The organism is Mesorhizobium sp. LMG17149, from assembly GCF_024518695.1.
Lineage (GTDB): Bacteria > Pseudomonadota > Alphaproteobacteria > Rhizobiales > Rhizobiaceae > Mesorhizobium.
This window is the reverse complement of the sequence record NZ_JANIFL010000012.1, coordinates 118,752-136,348: the sequence shown is the minus strand read 5'-3', so window position 1 is coordinate 136,348 and position 17,597 is coordinate 118,752. Positions and strand designations below refer to the sequence as shown.

At 61.0% G+C, this 17,597-nt stretch carries 23 protein-coding genes; 12 read left to right on the top strand and 11 right to left on the bottom strand.

Annotated elements, in window-relative coordinates:
• Position 1 precedes the first annotated feature (1 nt).
• Genes NP945_RS25885 through NP945_RS25870 form a run of 4 tightly spaced genes read right to left on the bottom strand, consistent with a single transcriptional unit; the run spans position 2 to position 4,552 of the window.
• Positions 2–1,102 (bottom strand): glycosyltransferase family 4 protein, encoded by a 1,101-nt coding sequence (locus NP945_RS25885; protein WP_256747923.1) that lies wholly within the window; start codon positions 1,100–1,102, stop codon positions 2–4.
• Positions 1,087–2,379: a TIGR04295 family B12-binding domain-containing radical SAM protein gene (locus tag NP945_RS25880; protein ID WP_127320997.1), complete on the bottom strand. Its 1,293-nt coding sequence runs from the start codon at positions 2,377–2,379 to the stop codon at positions 1,087–1,089. Before NP945_RS25880 ends, NP945_RS25885 begins: the two co-directional genes overlap by 16 nt.
• Positions 2,376–3,449, bottom strand: a complete 1,074-nt coding sequence (locus NP945_RS25875) for an NAD-dependent epimerase/dehydratase family protein (protein WP_256747922.1) — start codon at positions 3,447–3,449, stop codon at positions 2,376–2,378. The genes NP945_RS25880 and NP945_RS25875 overlap by 4 nt, the downstream gene beginning before the upstream one ends.
• A complete protein-coding gene (locus NP945_RS25870) occupies positions 3,446–4,552 on the bottom strand; it encodes an SDR family NAD(P)-dependent oxidoreductase (RefSeq protein ID WP_256747921.1) in 1,107 nt (368 codons plus the stop codon). The genes NP945_RS25875 and NP945_RS25870 overlap by 4 nt, the downstream gene beginning before the upstream one ends.
• A 208-nt stretch (positions 4,553–4,760) precedes the next feature.
• Between NP945_RS25870 and NP945_RS25865 the strand changes: the two genes are divergently transcribed.
• Complete coding sequence (locus tag NP945_RS25865; RefSeq protein ID WP_256747920.1) at positions 4,761–5,033, top strand: hypothetical protein; 273 nt, start codon at positions 4,761–4,763, stop codon at positions 5,031–5,033.
• A 107-nt stretch (positions 5,034–5,140) separates the two neighbouring features.
• On the opposite strand, the gene NP945_RS25860 is transcribed toward NP945_RS25865, so the two are convergent.
• Entirely contained in the window at positions 5,141–5,797 is a 657-nt protein-coding gene (locus NP945_RS25860) for a response regulator (RefSeq protein ID WP_128307629.1), read from the bottom strand.
• Between the two features lie 271 nt (positions 5,798–6,068).
• Between NP945_RS25860 and NP945_RS25855 the strand changes: the two genes are divergently transcribed.
• Positions 6,069–9,179 (top strand): CheR family methyltransferase, encoded by a 3,111-nt coding sequence (locus tag NP945_RS25855; RefSeq protein ID WP_256747919.1) that lies wholly within the window; start codon positions 6,069–6,071, stop codon positions 9,177–9,179.
• A complete protein-coding gene (locus tag NP945_RS25850; RefSeq protein WP_256747918.1) occupies positions 9,176–9,556 on the top strand; it encodes a response regulator in 381 nt (126 codons plus the stop codon). The genes NP945_RS25855 and NP945_RS25850 overlap by 4 nt, the downstream gene beginning before the upstream one ends.
• 20 nt (positions 9,557–9,576) lie before the next feature.
• Here the strand turns inward: NP945_RS25850 and NP945_RS25845 are convergent, their stop codons facing one another.
• From NP945_RS25845 to NP945_RS25835, 3 genes are all read right to left on the bottom strand, one after another.
• A complete protein-coding gene (locus NP945_RS25845; protein ID WP_256747917.1) occupies positions 9,577–9,816 on the bottom strand; it encodes a hypothetical protein in 240 nt (79 codons plus the stop codon).
• 162 nt (positions 9,817–9,978) lie between these two features.
• A complete protein-coding gene (locus tag NP945_RS25840; RefSeq protein WP_256747916.1) occupies positions 9,979–11,157 on the bottom strand; it encodes a zinc-dependent alcohol dehydrogenase in 1,179 nt (392 codons plus the stop codon).
• A gap of 66 nt (positions 11,158–11,223) precedes the next feature.
• Complete coding sequence (locus NP945_RS25835) at positions 11,224–12,009, bottom strand: SDR family oxidoreductase (RefSeq protein WP_256747915.1); 786 nt, start codon at positions 12,007–12,009, stop codon at positions 11,224–11,226.
• 297 nt (positions 12,010–12,306) lie between these two features.
• On the opposite strand from NP945_RS25835, the gene NP945_RS25830 reads away from it, so the two are divergent.
• The 8 genes from NP945_RS25830 (at position 12,307) to NP945_RS25795 (ending at position 15,849) form a co-directional block, all read left to right on the top strand.
• Positions 12,307–12,573: a hypothetical protein gene (locus NP945_RS25830; RefSeq protein WP_027036323.1), complete on the top strand. Its 267-nt coding sequence runs from the start codon at positions 12,307–12,309 to the stop codon at positions 12,571–12,573.
• A complete protein-coding gene (locus NP945_RS25825; RefSeq protein WP_127395837.1) occupies positions 12,570–12,788 on the top strand; it encodes a hypothetical protein in 219 nt (72 codons plus the stop codon). The genes NP945_RS25830 and NP945_RS25825 overlap by 4 nt, the downstream gene beginning before the upstream one ends.
• Positions 12,789–12,792: 4 nt before the next feature.
• Complete coding sequence (locus tag NP945_RS25820; protein WP_256747914.1) at positions 12,793–13,011, top strand: hypothetical protein; 219 nt, start codon at positions 12,793–12,795, stop codon at positions 13,009–13,011.
• Between the two features lie 83 nt (positions 13,012–13,094).
• Positions 13,095–13,325: a hypothetical protein gene (locus NP945_RS25815; protein WP_031212583.1), complete on the top strand. Its 231-nt coding sequence runs from the start codon at positions 13,095–13,097 to the stop codon at positions 13,323–13,325.
• A gap of 157 nt (positions 13,326–13,482) precedes the next feature.
• Complete coding sequence (locus NP945_RS25810) at positions 13,483–13,938, top strand: hypothetical protein (protein WP_256747913.1); 456 nt, start codon at positions 13,483–13,485, stop codon at positions 13,936–13,938.
• Entirely contained in the window at positions 13,935–15,155 is a 1,221-nt protein-coding gene (locus NP945_RS25805; protein ID WP_306283283.1) for an NRAMP family divalent metal transporter, read from the top strand. Before NP945_RS25810 ends, NP945_RS25805 begins: the two co-directional genes overlap by 4 nt.
• Complete coding sequence (locus tag NP945_RS25800) at positions 15,155–15,514, top strand: hypothetical protein (protein WP_128307633.1); 360 nt, start codon at positions 15,155–15,157, stop codon at positions 15,512–15,514. The genes NP945_RS25805 and NP945_RS25800 overlap by 1 nt, the downstream gene beginning before the upstream one ends.
• Positions 15,515–15,516: 2 nt before the next feature.
• Positions 15,517–15,849 (top strand): hypothetical protein, encoded by a 333-nt coding sequence (locus NP945_RS25795; RefSeq protein WP_256747911.1) that lies wholly within the window; start codon positions 15,517–15,519, stop codon positions 15,847–15,849.
• Positions 15,850–15,878: 29 nt separating this feature from the next.
• On the opposite strand, the gene NP945_RS25790 is transcribed toward NP945_RS25795, so the two are convergent.
• The 3 genes from NP945_RS25790 to NP945_RS25780 form a co-directional block, all read right to left on the bottom strand.
• Positions 15,879–16,205 carry a hypothetical protein gene (locus tag NP945_RS25790; protein WP_256747910.1) on the bottom strand — a complete coding sequence of 109 codons (327 nt, stop codon included), beginning with the start codon at positions 16,203–16,205 and terminating at the stop codon, positions 15,879–15,881.
• A 69-nt stretch (positions 16,206–16,274) separates the two neighbouring features.
• Entirely contained in the window at positions 16,275–16,529 is a 255-nt protein-coding gene (locus tag NP945_RS25785; RefSeq protein ID WP_256747909.1) for a DUF982 domain-containing protein, read from the bottom strand.
• Between the two features lie 150 nt (positions 16,530–16,679).
• A complete protein-coding gene (locus NP945_RS25780) occupies positions 16,680–17,078 on the bottom strand; it encodes a GNAT family N-acetyltransferase (protein ID WP_245463656.1) in 399 nt (132 codons plus the stop codon).
• Positions 17,079–17,346: 268 nt separating this feature from the next.
• On the opposite strand from NP945_RS25780, the gene NP945_RS25775 reads away from it, so the two are divergent.
• Positions 17,347–17,544, top strand: a complete 198-nt coding sequence (locus tag NP945_RS25775; protein WP_013530427.1) for a hypothetical protein — start codon at positions 17,347–17,349, stop codon at positions 17,542–17,544.
• Positions 17,545–17,597: the final 53 nt, after the last annotated feature.

The following is a 17,597-nucleotide window of genomic DNA, read 5'->3' as shown; positions in this document are numbered from 1 at the left end:
GTCAGCGCCCCGCCATGGCCAGGGCCGCCTTGTCGTAGATGCCTCGCATGGCCGCCGCTTGCCTGGCCAGTGTAAACCGGCGGCTTCGTCGCAGGGCTGCCTGGCCGAGCTCTCGCCTGAGCTCGGCATCGCTGGAGAGACGATTGAGGCAGGCAGCGAGGTCGTGCGGATTGCGCGCGTCAAAGAACATCGCGGCCTCGTCCCATAGTTCGCGATAGGTTGCGATGTCGGAAAGCACCAGGGGCGTCGCCGACATGGCAGCTTCCAGCGCGGCCAGACCGAATGGCTCATAGATTGATGGCGACACGAAAATGCCGGCGCGCGCCATCAAGGAGCGCACCTCGTGAGACGGCAGTGCTCCCAGAGGAACAGCATAGCTGAAGCTGGTACGCCCGCCGTTGGGACCGTGCATCGAACCGGCGGCAAAAACGGGCCATTGCGTCAGCGACGCGGCCTGGTCGATCACCGCCGCATTCTTGCCCTCGTCCCACCAGCGGGCAGCGGCGAAGACGAACGGTTGGCGCTTTTCGGTCTTCGGCACCGGACTTGCACTATTTCCGACCACACTCAGACGCGCGATCGGGCCATAGCAGGTCTCAAGCATGTCGGCATGGCTGCGGCTCGGCACGATGACTGCGTCGGCCCGATCCAAGCCGCGCCTGTTGCGCTCCTTCTGCCAAGCCCATGCGCCATCCACCGCCTGTTTCCTGACGGCGTGGAACCATGTCGTCACGCAGGAATGGGAGACCACCACGGCTGGGCATGGCGCATCGAATCCCGATGCCTGCGTCGGCGCGTTGAAATGGACTAGGTCGATGGCGTGGTCGCGCATGGGCGCAAGCAATTCCCGCGGCAGCGCGTCGAGGTCGCCGCCGCTGCGGGTCATCCAATCCGGCGGCGTATTCAACCAGATCAGCGTCGTGAAAGCCTCCGCCTCCTCGGCCTGCTGCCTCGACGGTTGCGGACCGAGGCCGGCAAGCACCACGCTGTCGCCGCCGTTCACAAGTTCCCCTGCCAGATCGAGGGCATAGCGCCATACGCCGCCCACGGCATCGACGGTCATCAGGATGCGCCGCGAGCGCGGCGTCAGTGTCCGCAACATGTCGCCTCCAGTTCCGCCAGCGGCCGCGGCCGCCTCTCCTGGATGTCACTGAATTTCTGGAAAGATGCGAGGTAGTGGTCATGGGCGCGTTCCCAAGCAAGGTCGTCGGGTTCGCCCCAAAGCTCGCGGTAGCTGGGCGAACTCGGATACGGATAAAGCGGCACAGGTTCGTTAGCCCATACGCCGTGGTCGATCAGGTGGGTTCGCCAGTGCTCGACCAGGGCGGGATCATCCTCGACCACGCCGATCAGATTGGCCTGAACGAATGGAACGTGACGTCTGGCATCGACGAGCAGCGCGGCGAGTTCCTCGGTACCCAGCCGGCAGCGCTTGGCCAGCATTGCCCGACCTTCGACGGTCAGGCTTTCGAGACCGGCCTCGATGGAGACGCAGCCCGCGGCGCCCAGCAATTCCAGCAGCTCGGGCTTCCACAGATCGATGCGGGTCTGTACGCCGAATTTCACGTCGCGATCGACCAAGGCTTCCAGCAACGCTTTTTGCGGCAGGAAGATCTCGTCGATGAAGTAGATGTAGCCGACACCTTGGGCAATCAGCCGATCGATCTCCGCCACCACCGCTTCGTGGTTTCGACGGCGATAGGCATCACGGAAATCGATCTTGGCGCAGAAGCTGCAATTGTAGGGACAGCCGCGCGATGCCTCGACTTCCGCACCGAACCCCACCTGATTGTCGTCAAACCTGTGATGGTGATGCGAATGGGCTGCGATCCAGTCCGCTGGCCATTCGAGTGGCGGATGATCGACAAACGAGCTGGCGTGGACGCCGCCGTTCGAAACCACCCTGGCATCCCGCAGATAAGCGGTTGAGGGCACGGCGCTCCAATCGTCGCGCCGGGCAAGTTGCTCGACGACTTCTTCACATTCGCCGCGCACGACGATGTCGACGCCGAGCTTGCGCAAGGTCGGCGCGGGCGTCGCCGAGCCGTGCGGCCCGACCGCGACCGTGCGTCCACCGCGCCCGGCGAGACGGTTGAGGAAATCGGCCGGCACACGCAATTCCGGCGGTGCGCAGCGCCAGAACAGATAGGTCGGGGCGGTACTGACGACGGTCATAGCCGGGGCGAAATCAGCCACCCGCTCGCAGAGACCGGAATTATCGAGCCTCTGCAACTGCCCATCCAGCATCAGCACCTCATGTCCGGCGGCTTCGAGCAGGGCCTTCGAATAGCCGAGTTCCAGCGGCAGATGTGGTTGGCGGCAGCCGAAATAGATGCTGTCGTCGTAGGTCCAGAATGGGTTTACCAAAGCGATTTTCATGCGACGTACCTCACGGCTTCAGGGCGAGGCTCGAGCCGATGGCGCTGCAGCCAGTCGGCGAGGTCGCGGACGCCTTCGCGCCATGAAACATGGGCCATCCAGCCAAGCGCGGTTTTGATCTTGCGGGTGTCGGCGACGAAGAAGGGCTGGTCGCCGGTGCGTTCCCCATCATGGCGGATTGAAAGCTCATGGCCGGTCAGGCTACGGATCTCGCTCAACAGCCTGCGCAGGCTGACCGCATTTTCCGGGCCGCCGCCAAGATTGAATGCCTGGCCTTTGATGGTCTCGATGCGATCGAGCACGGCCCTGTAGGCGGCAACGGCATCGGAGACATGCAGGATATCGCGCACTTGCCTGCCGTCGCCGTAAATGGTGATTGGGCGTCCCGTCAGCGCGCTGAGCAGGAAGTGTGCGACCCAGCCCTGGTCCTCGGTTCCGAACTGGCGCGGTCCATAGATGCAGCTCATCCGCAGCACCGCCGTCGGCATGCCGTAGGATTTGGCATAGTCGAGCACATACTGATCCGCCGCGCCTTTGGAGCAACCGTAGGGCGTGCAGAAGTCCAGGCCCCGAGCCTCATCGATGCCGTGCGCTTGGATGACGCTGTCGCAAGGCACATAGCGATCGCCGTCCTCGCGGACCGCGACGTCAGGCAGGCTGCCATAGACCTTGTTGGTGCTGGCGAAGATCACCGGGATACGCTCGCCGCTCAGTCGTGCCGCCTCCAGAACGTTGAACGTTCCCCGAAGGTTGATGTCGAAATCCTCGCCCGGCTGGACCAGGCTTGTGGTGACGGCGGTTTGCGCGGCCAGATGGAAAATTGCCTTCGAAACCATCAAGACAGGCGCCAGGGCGTTGGCGTCTCGCACGTCGACCGTCTCCACCGTGAGGCGACCGCCGTGTTTTTGCGCCAGCCATTCAAGGTTCTGCTCGACGCCCGGACGGCTGAGATTGTCGATCACCAGTACCGGCTCGCCATCCGACAACAGGCTGTCGGCGAGGTTCGATCCTATGAAGCCGCTGCCGCCGATGATGGCGACCGGCGCGTCGCGTCGATTGCGTGTGTTCATGAGACCAACCCGCGTTCTTCGAGCTCGCGCTTCATGTCGGCGCCGCGGTCGACGGCGGACGTGTTACGCACCCAGGAAACGAACTCGCCGAGCGAATTCTCCAGTTGCCGCACCGGCTCGAAACCGAGCAGCTCACGGGCCTTGGAAATATCGGCGAAGCAGTTGCGGATATCGCCGGAGCGGGCTTTGCCGAGCAGTTCCGGCGAGCGGCTCGGTGTCCCCATGGCCTCGGCCAGCAATCGCGCGACTTCGCTGATCGCGTAGGCGCGGCCGCTGCCGATGTTGATGACATGACCCTTTGCCTGGCGTTGCTGCAGAGCAAGGCGAAAGGCGCGGGCGACGTCCTGCACATGGACGAAATCGCGCTTCTGTTCGCCATCCTCGAAGATCATTGGCCGTTGGCCGTTGGCGAGACGCGAAGCGAAGTTGGCCAGCACGCCGGTATAGGGATTCGACAACGCCTGGCCGGCGCCGAAGACATTGAACAGGCGCAGCGCGACCGCATCGATGCCATATGCCTCGCCGAAGATCAGCACGGCGCGTTCCTGGGCGTATTTTGTCAGCGCATAGATGGAGGCGAGATCGACCGGCTTTTCTTCGTCCGTCGGCAGCGGCGAGAGGGCGTCTCCACCTGGCGACAGCGGGTTCCATTGCCCGCTCCTGATGTCGCTCGCCTTGCGCCGAGCATTGTCGATACGCCGGCCGTCTGGCGTTGCATAGAGCCCTTCGCCATAGACGCTCATCGACGAGGCGACGACGATCCGTTCGACCGGGTGCTTGATCAGCGCCTCGAGCAGCGTTGCGGTGCCGAGATCATTGGCGCCGACATAGCGCGCGATCTCGTACATCGATTGTCCGACGCCGACTTCCGCCGCCAGATGAATGACCGCGTCAACGCCTTCCAGCGCATTGGCGACCGCCTCCCGGTCCCGGACATCGCCCTTGATCAGCTCGGTCCCGGCGGGAAGCGCGACGGCTTCGCCCGCATGCACCTGCTCCAGCAAGGCATCGAGGATGCGAACCGAATAATCCTGCTCGACGAGTTCCTGTGCGACATGCCGGCCGATGAAGCCGCAGCCTCCTGTAACCAATATGCGTTTCACGACGACTCCTCAGACAAGTAACCTCGGCGCCCCGAACTTTTCGGCAAAAGGTTTGTTCCCTTTGCTTCAACAAAGTTCCTTTGGCCGGCTTCGTTGGGAGCCGGCGCCGCGATCACCGCGCTGTGCTGGAACATTGACGCCCTTGTGCTGTTAGGACGCCCGACAGCCCGCGCGTCCCATGTGGCAACGCCGATCAAAGGAGATTTCAATGTCTCAGTCGCAAACGACCACCAACCATGACAAAATTCGCAAATGGGCCGAGGAGCGGGACGGCCGGCCGGCGGTGGTGCGCACCAAAGGCGAGGGCGGTATACTGCGGATCGACTTCGGCGAGCCCGAGGAAGCATTCGAGCCCATCGAATGGGACGAGTTCTTCCGGATATTCGACGAGAATGATCTGGCCTTTCTGTATCAGGCCAAGACCGGTGAGGGGAAAGCCAGCCGTTTCAACAAATTCGTCGAGCGCAATCAGAAGGGCTGATGACGCCGGTCAAGCGGCCTATCTGTACGGCCAAGTTTTCGAGATGTGGTGAACAATGACGGCCCCGCGGCTTGGAACTTCAGCCTGAGAGGCCTTGGAAGGTAAAATTAATGCATCAGTTTTGCGCCGCGGGTTTTCGCCATCTCTCGCATGATGCCGTTGAGCCAGTTTTCAGTGGATTGACCAAGCTGTCTGCGGTCGACATCCAGGATCGCTTGCTCGAGCGTCCTCTCGACGAGCCGATCCGATGCGTCGACGTCTCCCAGCAAAAGGCGCGCCGCAAGTCGCAGTTTGGGCAAAAGCGCGAAGACGTCGTCGGACGGGTCCGGTCCGGGGGTCGCCCGCCCCGATGCCTGCGGGGGAAAGAGTGCGTTGAACACCGCCTGGCTGCCCGAGGATTTCCGCAAATTGCTGGCGTAGCGGAGATGATCGGGAATGGCGATGTCGTCATCGCCACTGAAGAACACGAAGGGGACACCCCGGCGCATCAACTCATCGGCGATTGGAAACACGCGTCGGCCATTGAGATTGACGTCGAGGATTGCAGCTTCGGCCGTCCCGGTGTGTTTGGAAGCCTGTTCGACGGTTGCAGCGGGACCAAGGATTATGGCGCCCATATTGCTGAAAAACCGCGCAAGATCTCCCGCCATCGTCCATTCGTCTTCGACTATCAGAATATGCAGCCCCCGCAGGTCGCGCACGTCGTCATCCTTTCTTGGAACGGAGGTTAGAATGCAGAGGATTTGCTTTCCGAATTCTGTCATCCAAGGCCGCCTGCAACCGTTTCGCAAGCGTCAGCATGCGATCCGGGACGGGCCCCGCATGGGAACCTTCGAGCGATCCAGGCGCTCCTGATACCACCGGCGTCGGGAGTTTTATGTCAGCAGATCGTTTTGCCATTGAACCACCATTGATATCGGGTTCAACGTCATCCCTGACGTCTTGTTCCATCCGTCTTGCGCGCTATATGGTTGTGTCCTGTTCGATCCGGCCTTGAGGAGACTTCATGTCGGGTCGGCGAAAGGGGGACATGCCGTGACTGCCCGATCGACTAGATTTCCCATCGTGGGCATAGGCGCGTCCGCGGGCGGCATTCCCGCGATGGAGGGCCTTTTCAAGGGCGTGACCGGCCAGCCCGGCATGGCGTTCGTCATCATCACGCATCTCAGCCCCAACAGGGAGAGTCTGTTGCATGAGGTTGTCAGCCGCTACACCGAGATGCCTGTTTCGGTGGTCGAGGATGGCACGGTGGTTCAACCTGACCACGTCTATGTGATGCCGCAAAACGTGACATTGGCCATTGAATCGGGGGTGCTGCACCTGCGTCGGCCCAATGGGCTTACCCAGGAGCGCAAGCCCATCGATATCTTCTTCAGCGCACTGGGTGAAGACCAGGGCGAATATGCCGTCGGCGTTATCCTGTCGGGCGGTGATTCCGATGGAACCCTGGGCGCCAAGGCCATCAAGGAGCGGGGCGGGTTTATCGTCGCGCAAGCGCCGGACGGCTACGGGCCGCGCAATCCCGACATGCCGCAGAGCGCTATTGCCAGTGGGCTCGTCGATGTCGCAGTGACTGCCGAGGAGATCGGGGCGAAGCTGGAGGCTTTCGCCCGCGGCTTCGACACGCTGGACGGGTTGGCGGAAGACGATGGCGATGAAACGCCCGACATCGACAAGGTGCGAGAACAAATCTACGCCATTCTGCGCAGCCACTCCGGCCATGACTTCTCGGGCTATAAGACCAAGACGTTCCTGCGCCGCGTGAAGCGACGCATGCAGATCGCCCAGGTCCATTCCATCAGCGGCTATATAGACTGGCTGAAGAAGGATGCTCGCGAGGTGATGAACCTTTTTCGCGATCTGCTGATCAACGTCACCAACTTCTTTCGCGACCCCGATGCCTTCGAGTTGCTCGAGCGAAAGATCATACCGGACCTGTTCGAAGGCAAGACCGCCAGCGACACCGTCAGGGTCTGGGTTCCGGGATGCGCCACGGGCGAGGAGGTGTTCTCCATCGGCATCCTGCTGCGCGAACACATGGAGACGCTTACGGTCGTTCCGCGCGTCCAGATATTCGCCACCGACATAGACGAGCCGGCGCTGGCGGTGGCGCGGGCGGCACGCTATCCGGAAGCCTTGCTGCAAGGTCTTTCTCCTGAACGCAAGCAGCGGTTTTTCAACGGCGATGGCGAGAGCTATGTCCTCAGCAATGAGATACGCGAACTGTGCATCTTCTCGCCGCACAGCGTCATTCGCGATCCACCCTTCTCGCGCATGGATCTGGTCTCCTGCCGCAATCTGCTGATCTATTTCGGCCCGACCATCCAAAATCGCGTCATCCCTGTCTTCCATTATGCGCTGAAGCCCGGCGGATACCTTTTCCTCGGCACCTCCGAAAGCGTCGGGCAGCACGACGATCTGTTCGCCACCGTCGACAAGAAGCATCGCATCTTCCAGGCGCGGGAGCATGCCTCACCGCACATCAGACTGCCGGCCCTGATCGGAGAAAGCCATTCCAACGTCTTCCCATCCGAAAGTGCCGGCTCGAAGAAGGGACTTGTCGGCTATCCCCTGCGGCAGGCGGTCGAGGCGCAGGTGCTGGAACGGTTCGCGCCGCCGCATGTCCTGGTCAACGCCGACGGCGATGTCGTCTATTATTCGGCCAGGACCGGCAGATATCTCGAAGCGTCACAAGGGATTCCCAGCCGGCAGTTGCTGACGATGGCAAGGCGTGGGTTGCGGCTGGACCTCCGCGCCGCACTGCGCGAAGCGACGACCACGCGCCGCACAGTGGTGCGGGAAAACCTCACCGTGGAGGAAGACGACGAGCGGGTCCAGCCGATCAGGCTGACGATCGAGCCGCTCGCCGAACGCGGCAATGGCGAGCCGCTCTACCTTGTCCTTTTCGAGCCGTCGGGGCCGACCCAGGCCCGGTCCAACGAAGATGGCGGCAGCCGTGACAGTGACAGCACCGCCGATCTCGAGCGGGAACTGCGCGATACCAGAGAGCGCCTGCAATCGACCATCGAGGAGTACGAGACCGCGCTGGAGGAGGTGAAATCGTCGAACGAGGAACTCGTCTCCGTCAATGAGGAGGCGCAATCCACCAACGAGGAACTCGAAGCCTCGAAGGAAGAGATGCAGTCGCTCAACGAGGAGCTCAACACGATCAATGCCGAGTTGACGGCCAAGATAGAAGAGCTCGACCACGCCAACGGCGATCTGCGCAACCTGTTCGAAAGCACCGACATCGCGACTATTTTCCTCGACCGCAGCCTTGTGGTCCGCACTTTCACGCCGGCGGCGTCATCTTTCTTCAGCCTGCGCCCCTCCGATGTCGGCCGGCCGCTGACGGATCTGTCGAGCCAACTCGACTATCCCGAGTTGAAGCAGCACATCGACAAGGTGTTCGAGACGGGCGAGATCCTGAATCACCATCTGGCACGCGATGCCAGGGGCCTGTTCCACATGGTCCGCATCAATCCCTATCGCGACAAGGGCAACAGGATCCAGGGCGTGGTGGTGACACTTGTCGATGTCACCACGCTGGCACAGGCGGAAGAGCATCAACAGGTGCTCATCTCGGAACTCAACCACCGGGTCAAGAACATGCTTGCGGTGATTGCCAGCATTGCAAGCCGCACGCGGGAAAGTTCTGATACGAAGGAGGAGTTCGCGGATGCGCTGATCGGTCGCCTGCATGCCATGTCGCGGGCCTACGGCCTGCTTACCCGGGAGAGATGGAAGGAAGCCTCGGTCAGGGAATTGCTCCAGCAGGAGCTCGAACCATTCGGCATCGAGCGGATCGAACTCGATGGCGAGGATGTCAAACTAGGTCCGCAACAGGGGCTTTCCCTGAGTATGGCCATTCATGAACTGGCCACCAACGCGGCCAAATACGGCGCTTTGTCAAAAACCGATGGCAAGGTCAGTGTGCAATGGTCGATCGAGGACGACAGTTTCACATTTGGCTGGCGAGAAAAGGACGGCCCTCTTGTAAAGGCGCCGTTGGACAACGGCTTTGGCCTGACCCTATTGCAGGGAGAAATCGGTTACAGGCTCGGCGGCCACGTCGAAACCGCGTTCCACAAGGACGGCCTCAGCGTCCAGATCGCGTTTCCGGCAAACCACAAGGAGGCGCCGTGAGCGACGACAAGCCGCGCGTTCTGGTGGTCGAGGACGAATGGCTGATCGCCGAAGACATCGCGTCACGCCTGCGTGCGGCGGGTTATCCGGTGATCGGCCCGGTCTCGTCGGCCGCCGCGGCTCGTCAGCTTATCGATGCAGGCAAAGCCGACGTGGCGCTGCTGGACATTCAATTGAACGGTGAAACAAGTCTGCCCGTGGCCGAAACATTGCTGGCTCGCGGCATCCCCTTCGCCTTCATGACCGGATTTGGGCCGCGCGACGTTCCCACACCCTTCCGAAACTGCAAATTCGTGCCGAAGCCGGCAGGCGACGCTGCACTTCTCAACGCCCTGGCCGACCTGGCATCGCTTCGTCCCGACAAACACTCGTTATGAATTCAAGAGGCCGGTTTCGATCAGTCCAGGGGCTTGTCCGTCGGCCTAGGCGTGGTGCTCGCCTGACGCGGCCGCCCGGCGTTGCGATTGGCAACCGGATTGTCCAGCGGCGCGGTCGACGGCCGGGATGTGCCTGCGGTTTTCGGCGTCTCCGGCTTGCCACCGGCATCGGTGCCATTGGCATCCCGCTTTGGGTGCGGCAGACCATCGGCGTTCGGAGACCGGACGCTAGGTTTGGATGTGGAATTCTCATTGGTCATGCAACACCTTCCTTTGCAGCCGGTGGGGCACGGCGGTCTCGCCGCCGTGAATTCTGCAGGTCAACCGCTGCCGCGATCGAAGGTTCCAGATCGCCAACGGGTCCGTTGCGGTTCACGGCAGCGAACTTGCTCAGGGCAGACCTGGTGCGAGATGCCGACATCTCAGCCATGCGGTCGCATTACCACCTTGATGCAGCCATCCTGCTTGTCACGGAACGTCTTGTAGAGGTCCGGTCCCGCTTCGAGGTCTGCCCGGTGCGTGATCACGAAGGAGGGATCGATGTCGCCCTTCTGCACCATGGCGAGGAGCGGTTCGAGATAGCGTTGCGTGTGCGTCTGACCCATCCGGAAGGTCAGTCCTTTGTTCATGGCGGCGCCGAACGGAATATGATCGACGAGGCCGATATAGACGCCGGGCACCGAGATGGTGCCGCCTTTGCGGCAGGAGTAGATTGCTTCGCGCAATACATGCGGCCTATCGGTGCCGAGATAGACGGCAGCCTTGACCTTGTCGAGCATGGAGTCGGCACTGGCGGCGGGATCCGACTCGGTCCCGACACAGTCCATGCAGCGATCCGGACCGCGGCCATCGGTCATCGCCATCAAAGCGTCGTAGATATCGGAATTGCTGAAGTCGAGCGTCTCGGCCTTGCCGTGCTCGCGAGCCATCGCCAGCCGCTCCGGCACCTTGTCTATGGCAATGACGCGGCCGGCGCCGAGCATCCATGCGCTCTGGATGGCGAACTGACCAACCGGACCGCAACCCCAGATGGCGACGGTTTCGCCTGGCTCGATGCCGGCGTTTTCAGCTGCCATATAGCCGGTTGGAAAGATGTCGGAGAGGAACAGCACCTGTTCGTCGTCCATTCCCTCGGGCACCTTTATCGGACCGACGTCGGCGAAAGGAACGCGCAGATATTCGGCTTGCCCTCCCCAATAGCCGCCCACCAGATGCGAATAGCCGAACAGGCCAGCCGGGGATTGTCCCATCACTTCGGCAGCCTGTTTGGCATTGGGATTGGACCTGTCGCAAAGCGAGAACAGCCCCTTCTGGCAAAACCAGCACTCGCCGCATGAGATGTTGAAAGGCACCACGATGCGGTCGCCCTTTCTGAACTTCGAATGGCCGCTGCCGACTTCCACGACCTCGCCCATCGTCTCGTGTCCGAGCACATCGCCCGATTTCATCGTCGGCATATATCCGTTCATCAGATGCAAGTCCGAGCCGCATATGGCGCAACAGGTGACTTTGATGATGACGTCGCGATCATCCTCGATGGCGGGATCAGCCACCTGATCGCATCGAATGTCGCCTTTGCCGTGCCATGTGAGCGCTTTCATGATGGTGCTCCTGTCTTGGAAGAAGATCGCCGGACATTTTTTTGGGGTTTGCTTGAAGGCCGAAGGTCAGTCTTTGGACGCCGAACCCGGCTCGGCCATCTTGCGGTGCTGTTCGGCCAGCGTGCCTGCCGGCGTCACATGCGCTGCGGCGACCTGCAGCTTGTTCTTCCAACCGCTGATGATTTGTTCCTCACCGTCCATCATCGCCTCGTAGCCTGCTTTGGCGACATCGGCGGGATTGTCCTTCTCATCGGTGCCGACCTTGGTATCCATCATTTCGGCGCGTTCGAAGAACCGCGTCTGCGTTGCCCCGGGCATCAGCACGGTGACTGTGACCCCTGTGTCCTGCAACTCATGACGCAGTGCGATCGAGAAGGAATCGATGAATGCCTTGGTGCCGTTGTAGACCGCCTGGAAAGTGCCGGGCATGAAACCAGCGATCGATCCTGTGAAGAGGATGCGGCCTCGGCCGCGGCGTGCCATCCTGGCTCCGAGTTGATGCGCGAGATAGACGGTCCCGGTGATGTTGGTGTCGATGATGCGGCGGATTTTTTTCCAATCCTGATCGACGAAACCACGGCCGAGCCCACGTCCGGCATTCAGGAACAACAGGTCGACATCGCGATCGCCGATCCCGGCGATCAAACGATCGACACCCTCCTCGGTCGCCAGATCGGTCTCGATGGCTTCAACGGTCACATCATGCGAACCGAGCGCCGCGGCAGCCTGCTGGATCGCGGGCTCGTCGGCGGCTATGATCAGGTGGTAGCCGTCCTTGGCGCACAGTTTGGCGAGTTCCTTGCCGATGCCGCTTGAGGCGCCCGTCACCACGGCCAACTTTTCATTCTTCATCACGTCCTCCGAACCTCGCTTCGGCCGAACCACTGTCGGGGCTGATTGTTCCGTGCGGTTTGATGCGCGGCCATCCGAGCCATGAACGGAACAACTCAGGTCGATGCGAGTTCGATGTCCGTGCAGCGTCGTTGCTCCCCCTTTTTGATGCTGCATGATCGGGTCCCCTCAGCCTGGTCCAGCCCGCGCGTGCCCTGTCCGGGAGGCGCGGGCTTTTCCTGATGGCGACGGTGATGTTTTGAGATCCAGGAGGGAACAACAAACCCGTTCGGCAGTTCGGGGCGCAGGAGGAATAAAATGCAATACGCCGAAGAAATCGCGCTCAGGCGCGTGAAAATGCTGGTCGAACAATATGTCGTCGCCAGGAGCAGGAGATATGATTTCGTCTCGACGGAACTTGCCTGCAAGGCCATTCGCCAAGTCGTACGAAGTCCGATCGAAGACGCCGAGCTAGACCATTTGCTGGCTAGAAGCGCGGTCAAACAGGGGCTCTCGGTGCGGTTCGACCGGATAGGTCATTGGCAGGCGGCTTCGCCCGGACTCAGCCAGGAGAAATCAGCATGAGGGGAGTGTTCTTGATGTCAGCGGCATTGCTCGCCTTGGCGGGGTGCAACGACAATGCCGATCCAGCCAAGTCCAAGACGGATACTACGAACAGCCAGCCGGTCGACAAGAATCCCACGACGGACACCAACCCAACACCGCAGACCAGCACCGGCGGCGACCAGCAAGGTACGCAGCCAACCCAGCCGGCATCTCCCAAGCCAAGTGGTGGCTAGGCCTATGGAGCGACGCAACGCAATAATCTCGCTGATGATAGCGGCGGTCATCATTGTTGGTTTCGTCGTGGGCTTTTTCTACGTCGATATGGGCTGGCAGACCTCGCCGCTGAAACGCGCGCCGGAGCAGAACCAGGGCGGCAATGCCCCCGCGGACACCGCCCCGGCTGCCGGCGTCCAGAAAAATCCTAGGGAAAACACGGAAATGCCGGGGCAGCAGTGATCGACGGCCGGCAGCAACAGGCGAGGCGACGTCGCGGTGACGGTGCCGAAGTGAGTTCGATACAGCACGGATCTGGAGTGTGGATGATGGGCATCCTTTCCGACCTCGACAAGAAACTGACGGACAATATGTACGAGCATGGCAGCGAATTCACCGATGCGGTTTCGGATCTGCCCGAAGCAGTCGTTGAAGCGGTCGAACGGCTGATGTTTTTCATCCAGCCCGACGCGCGCGACACAGTCAGAACTCAGGTTCTCGGCCTCATTCACGAATATAGAATCCAAGACGCTCCGAACGGGGATCGCCCTGCCTAACCTTCAGCTTACGCTGATGCGGCAATTGAAACCGATCGGGACCTGGCTCGCCGCCGCGTGCTCCGGATCGGCGGGCGCGGTCGTTGACGGACCCGACGAGCGCTCTAGATCAGATTTACGCCGGCCACGGTTTTGTTGGGTCGGGGGAGACTATTCGGTGGCGCACCAAACGCCTGATTTGATCGTTAGACGCCGCTATCTCAGGCTCGACTGCTTGTGCTTGCTGTCGATGATGTTGTCGGCATGCTCATCTTCCGATCAGATCGAGCAGCAATCACGAACAGCGGCCTCCGCATCGCAGACCGTGTTAATGGCGCTGGACGCCTGGGCGGCAGGGGCGGCGCCGACCGCATACACGGCGGGTACGCTGCAATCGATCGGCAAGACGCTTGCCGATGCCGGGGAGCAAATCCGGTCCGCCGAAACCAGTGAACCCGCCGAGCAAGCTTCGCTGACAAAGGCAGTCAACGATTTGTCGGTCGCGGTGGCACGTGCAGAGGCCGGATTGCAGGCGGGCGACCGGCCGGAAGTCCAAGATGCGCAACAGGATCTACGGCTGGCGTCGCGTTCGCTCGCTACCGCCTACGCCAAATATTTCGCGCCAAAGCCATGAAGAAGCTCATGGAAATATCCCTCGGCGTCGTCACCAGCGTCGGCGGCTTCCTCGAAGTTGGGTCCATGGCGACGGCGGCGCAGGCAGGCGCGATGTTTGGCTTCCAGTTGATCTGGGCGGTGGTGCTCGGCACCATCTGCATCATCTTCCTTGTCGAAATGTCCGGCCGGTTCGCGGCCGTGAGCCATCACACAATCTCCGACGGCATCCGCGAGAGATTCGGCTTCAACGTCTTTCTATGGCCGTTGCTTGCCGCCCTGCTGGTCAATTTCCTGATGCTGTCCGCCGAGATCGGCGGCGTCGCCATTGCACTCGAATTTGCCACCGGCATAGGCTTCCAGTGGTGGGCACTGCCGGTGGCTTTGTTGGCGTGGCTGCTGCTTTGGAAAGGCACGTTCGGCTTCATCGAGAAGGGCGTATCTATTCTCGGTCTGGTGACGCTGTGTTTCGTCGTCGGAGCGGTGATGCTGAGACCCGATTGGACGGCAGTCGCAAGGGGCGCCGTGCCTTCGCTGCCGGTCCACGATGCCGCCAATTACTGGTTCATGGCGGTCAGCATTCTCGGCGCCTCGATATCGCCCTACCTCTTCATGTTCTATTCCTCGGGGGCCATCGAGGACCGGTGGGACAAAAGCTATCTCGGAGCCAATCGGGCCATAGCGGGGTTGGGCATGACTTTCGGGGGGACCATCTCGATCGGCGTGTTGATCGTGGCCGCTCTCGTGCTCGCCACGCATGGCGTCACCCAAGTGGATGACTATCACCAGTTGCCGTTGATGCTGATACCTATATTCGGCTTCTGGGGCTTCGTGCTGTTTGTTGCCTCCCTCGCCATTGCCTGCTTCGGCGCCGCACTAGAGGTCGGGTTGCAACAGGCCTATCTTGTGGCCCAAGGTTTCGGCTGGAATTGGGGCGAGGATCGCAAGCCGCGCGACGATCCGGGTTTCAGCGCCACCTACACGATATCATTGCTTTTGGCGGCTATTCCCATCGCGCTTGGTCTCGATCCGCTGAGGCTCACCATCTTCTCCATGGCGCTGACGGCAGCCAGCCTGCCGCTGACGGTCGTTCCTTTCCTGTTTCTGCTGAACGACAAACGTTATGTCGGCGAGCATCGCAATGGCATTTTGTCGAATGCCGCCGTCATCTTCATCATCGCGCTCGGCTTCGTACTGGCGGTGGTGACCATCCCGCTGCAGATATTCGGAGGCACATGATGAAGTTGCTGCGTGATCTCCTCGACAAGCAGGTGGTCGACCGCGAGCAGATCAAGATCGGCAAGGTCGACGGGCTGGTGGCGGAGTTACGGCCTGGCAAGCCGCCTCGGATCATTGCCATCGAGCTCGGCTCCATCACCCTGGCACGTCGCCTCGGCGCACGGCCTGGGCGGTGGATGGCGCGGCTCGCGGTCAAGCTGGGTGGCAAGCAGCATGGCGAGCCCCATCGGATCGCCTGGCACAAGGTAAAAGATATCGGCATCGATATCGAGTTCGACATCGATGTGCGAGAAACGTCGATCTTCGCCTGGCAGGACTGGTTGCGCGACCATGTCATCGGGCGCATTCCGGGAGCTTGATGATGACCACCGTCAATCTTGAGCATCTGGCTGGGCGACGCGTACTCTCGCAGCGCGGCAAGAATGTCGGCTATATCGAGGAGATCCACGCCGAACGGGATGGTGACGATTTCGTCGTCACCGAATTCCATGTCGGGGTCTACGCCGCTTTCGAGCGCCTCTCGGCCTCGGCCATAGGCGTGGCAGTGCTGGATCTTTTCCGATTGCGCCGCCGCGGCGGTCTATATCGCATCCCTTGGAACAAGCTCGACATTTCCGATCCCGCGCGACCGCGGCTGCTGTGCCCAATGACCGAACTCTCGGGCATGAAGGGCGCACCAGACCTCCAGGAATAGGTCGTGGTGCCGCATCGTCGGGATCATTCTCAGCGCAGCATGCCTGCCGTCAGGAAAACCACGGCTGCTATCAAAACGACAGCTGCAATTACCAACACCGGCCAGTTGACGCCGGGCCGCAGTTCCGGCTCGCCTTCGACCGGGCGCATGGCATTGGCAAAGCTGGCATCGTTTTCGAATTTTGGGCGAGTGCGCGGCGGACTTGTCCCAGCGACCGAATTTTGCGTGTCCGCGGCCTCGGCGTCTGTCTCAAGCGGGGCAATGGCGGGATCGAACCCCGGCGTTTTGTCCTGCGTTGCTCCTGCCTGAACTTCGCTTCTGGCCGCGGCAGGCGTGGGACTTGAAACCTTGATCATGATTTCTCCCTTTCGAACCAATCTCGGCAGAGTCGCACTTGCAGGCACCGGCGAGGCGACCCACCACGGTCAGACTTGCTCGCTCAGCAGAATCTTGGCGTCCTTGGCCGCAACGATGAACGCCTGTCGTGCGGTCCTTGTAGGCTTTTCGCCTCGCATGACGGCAAGGCACGCTCTGATCGCGGCAAGACGCCTCTCGGATGTCGGCTTTGGCCAGTCCCGCAGCAGCACTTCGGCTGCGTCCGACACCGAAACCACAACCCTGTCGCGGTCTATCCGGCCAGGTTGAATGCTAATCGGCTTTCTGAAATGTCCAGTACGCACATGCCTCTCCAGCGGGATGCACTCTATTCGACACGTCGCTGCAAGACTGCGCGTCGCGACGCGTTTAACTCCGCACTCGTCGATTTGTTCCAGAGCATCTGGCGTTTGAAACAACTAGCCGATGGCCATCCGTGCGCCCTGTCCCAAGACTTACAGCAGATCTTTCCGAAGGAAGACTCGGGCATGTCCAGGGATCCCGAATTCGACTTTGCCGAATTCCTCGAACCCGTGCTGCATGTAGAATAGCGGCGCCTGGAAACTGCTCGTCTCCACGACGGCCTTCTTGCAGCCCCGCCGGATGGCTTCTTCCTCGATCGTCGTGAGAAGTTGTGAGCCAAAGGATTGGCCACGCAACTGCTCAGGCAGGAAGAACATGTCGAGAAACAGGAGCCCAAGCTCCGTCCTGCCCCAAAGCCCGCCCCAGGTCTTTCCTGACTGGTCGCGAAGCTCCGCTCCGATATCAGCTCGGTCGTCGATCCCGGTCTGTGCGATGTTGTATTGATAGAGCGCTGCGGCGGCCTGCGCTCTTTCATCGTCGCTATAGGTCAAAGTGGTTGTAAATCCCTCGGATCGGAATGACATGCATTTTCCTCCTGGTGGGCACAGGTATGAGATCCGCCGGCAACGTCGGTCACGGCCAAGATGAACTCGTTGCCAACGCCAAGAAATAAATCCGGCATCCATCTCAGGCGCCTTCGAACGCCGTGGGCTTTGTCTGATGGTCTTCACAAAATATTACGTGAGGGAACGTTCGCGCCTGACTCGTCTTAGGCAATCGAGGCGGTTGTCGCCTCGCGGATTGTGAAGGAGAAGAACAATGCCCAATCAAGGTGGTAGCCACGAACAGCATGTGAAGGCAGGCCAGCAGAGCCACAAGAATGCCGACAATAAAAATCGTCAGCAACAGCAGGCCGCTGGTGGTGGGCAACGGCAGCAGGGCGATGGATCCGGCATGCGTGGTGGAACCCACGAACAGCATGTGAAAGCTGGCGAACAAAGCCACAAAAACCGCTGATCGCGTGTGATTTCAGCAGACCCACCCCGAAGTATCGGGGTGGGTCTGATTGC

What these genes read in the sequence shown, in the direction of transcription:
- NP945_RS25805 (WP_306283283.1), top strand. Translation starts at nt 13,935, where the DNA reads ATGAAGAAGCTCATGGAAATATCCCTCGGCGTCGTCACCAGCGTCGGC.
- NP945_RS25875 (WP_256747922.1), bottom strand. Translation starts at nt 3,449, where the DNA reads ATGAACACACGCAATCGACGCGACGCGCCGGTCGCCATCATCGGCGGC.
- NP945_RS25880 (WP_127320997.1), bottom strand. Translation starts at nt 2,379, where the DNA reads ATGAAAATCGCTTTGGTAAACCCATTCTGGACCTACGACGACAGCATC.
- NP945_RS25835 (WP_256747915.1), bottom strand. Translation starts at nt 12,009, where the DNA reads ATGAAGAATGAAAAGTTGGCCGTGGTGACGGGCGCCTCAAGCGGCATC.
- NP945_RS25820 (WP_256747914.1), top strand. Translation starts at nt 12,793, where the DNA reads ATGGAGCGACGCAACGCAATAATCTCGCTGATGATAGCGGCGGTCATC.
- NP945_RS25860 (WP_128307629.1), bottom strand. Translation starts at nt 5,797, where the DNA reads ATGACAGAATTCGGAAAGCAAATCCTCTGCATTCTAACCTCCGTTCCA.
- NP945_RS25865 (WP_256747920.1), top strand. Translation starts at nt 4,761, where the DNA reads ATGTCTCAGTCGCAAACGACCACCAACCATGACAAAATTCGCAAATGG.
- NP945_RS25825 (WP_127395837.1), top strand. Translation starts at nt 12,570, where the DNA reads ATGAGGGGAGTGTTCTTGATGTCAGCGGCATTGCTCGCCTTGGCGGGG.
- NP945_RS25800 (WP_128307633.1), top strand. Translation starts at nt 15,155, where the DNA reads ATGAAGTTGCTGCGTGATCTCCTCGACAAGCAGGTGGTCGACCGCGAG.
- NP945_RS25845 (WP_256747917.1), bottom strand. Translation starts at nt 9,816, where the DNA reads ATGACCAATGAGAATTCCACATCCAAACCTAGCGTCCGGTCTCCGAAC.
- NP945_RS25815 (WP_031212583.1), top strand. Translation starts at nt 13,095, where the DNA reads ATGATGGGCATCCTTTCCGACCTCGACAAGAAACTGACGGACAATATG.
- NP945_RS25830 (WP_027036323.1), top strand. Translation starts at nt 12,307, where the DNA reads ATGCAATACGCCGAAGAAATCGCGCTCAGGCGCGTGAAAATGCTGGTC.
- NP945_RS25790 (WP_256747910.1), bottom strand. Translation starts at nt 16,205, where the DNA reads ATGATCAAGGTTTCAAGTCCCACGCCTGCCGCGGCCAGAAGCGAAGTT.
- NP945_RS25840 (WP_256747916.1), bottom strand. Translation starts at nt 11,157, where the DNA reads ATGAAAGCGCTCACATGGCACGGCAAAGGCGACATTCGATGCGATCAG.
- NP945_RS25795 (WP_256747911.1), top strand. Translation starts at nt 15,517, where the DNA reads ATGACCACCGTCAATCTTGAGCATCTGGCTGGGCGACGCGTACTCTCG.
- NP945_RS25775 (WP_013530427.1), top strand. Translation starts at nt 17,347, where the DNA reads ATGCCCAATCAAGGTGGTAGCCACGAACAGCATGTGAAGGCAGGCCAG.
- NP945_RS25885 (WP_256747923.1), bottom strand. Translation starts at nt 1,102, where the DNA reads ATGTTGCGGACACTGACGCCGCGCTCGCGGCGCATCCTGATGACCGTC.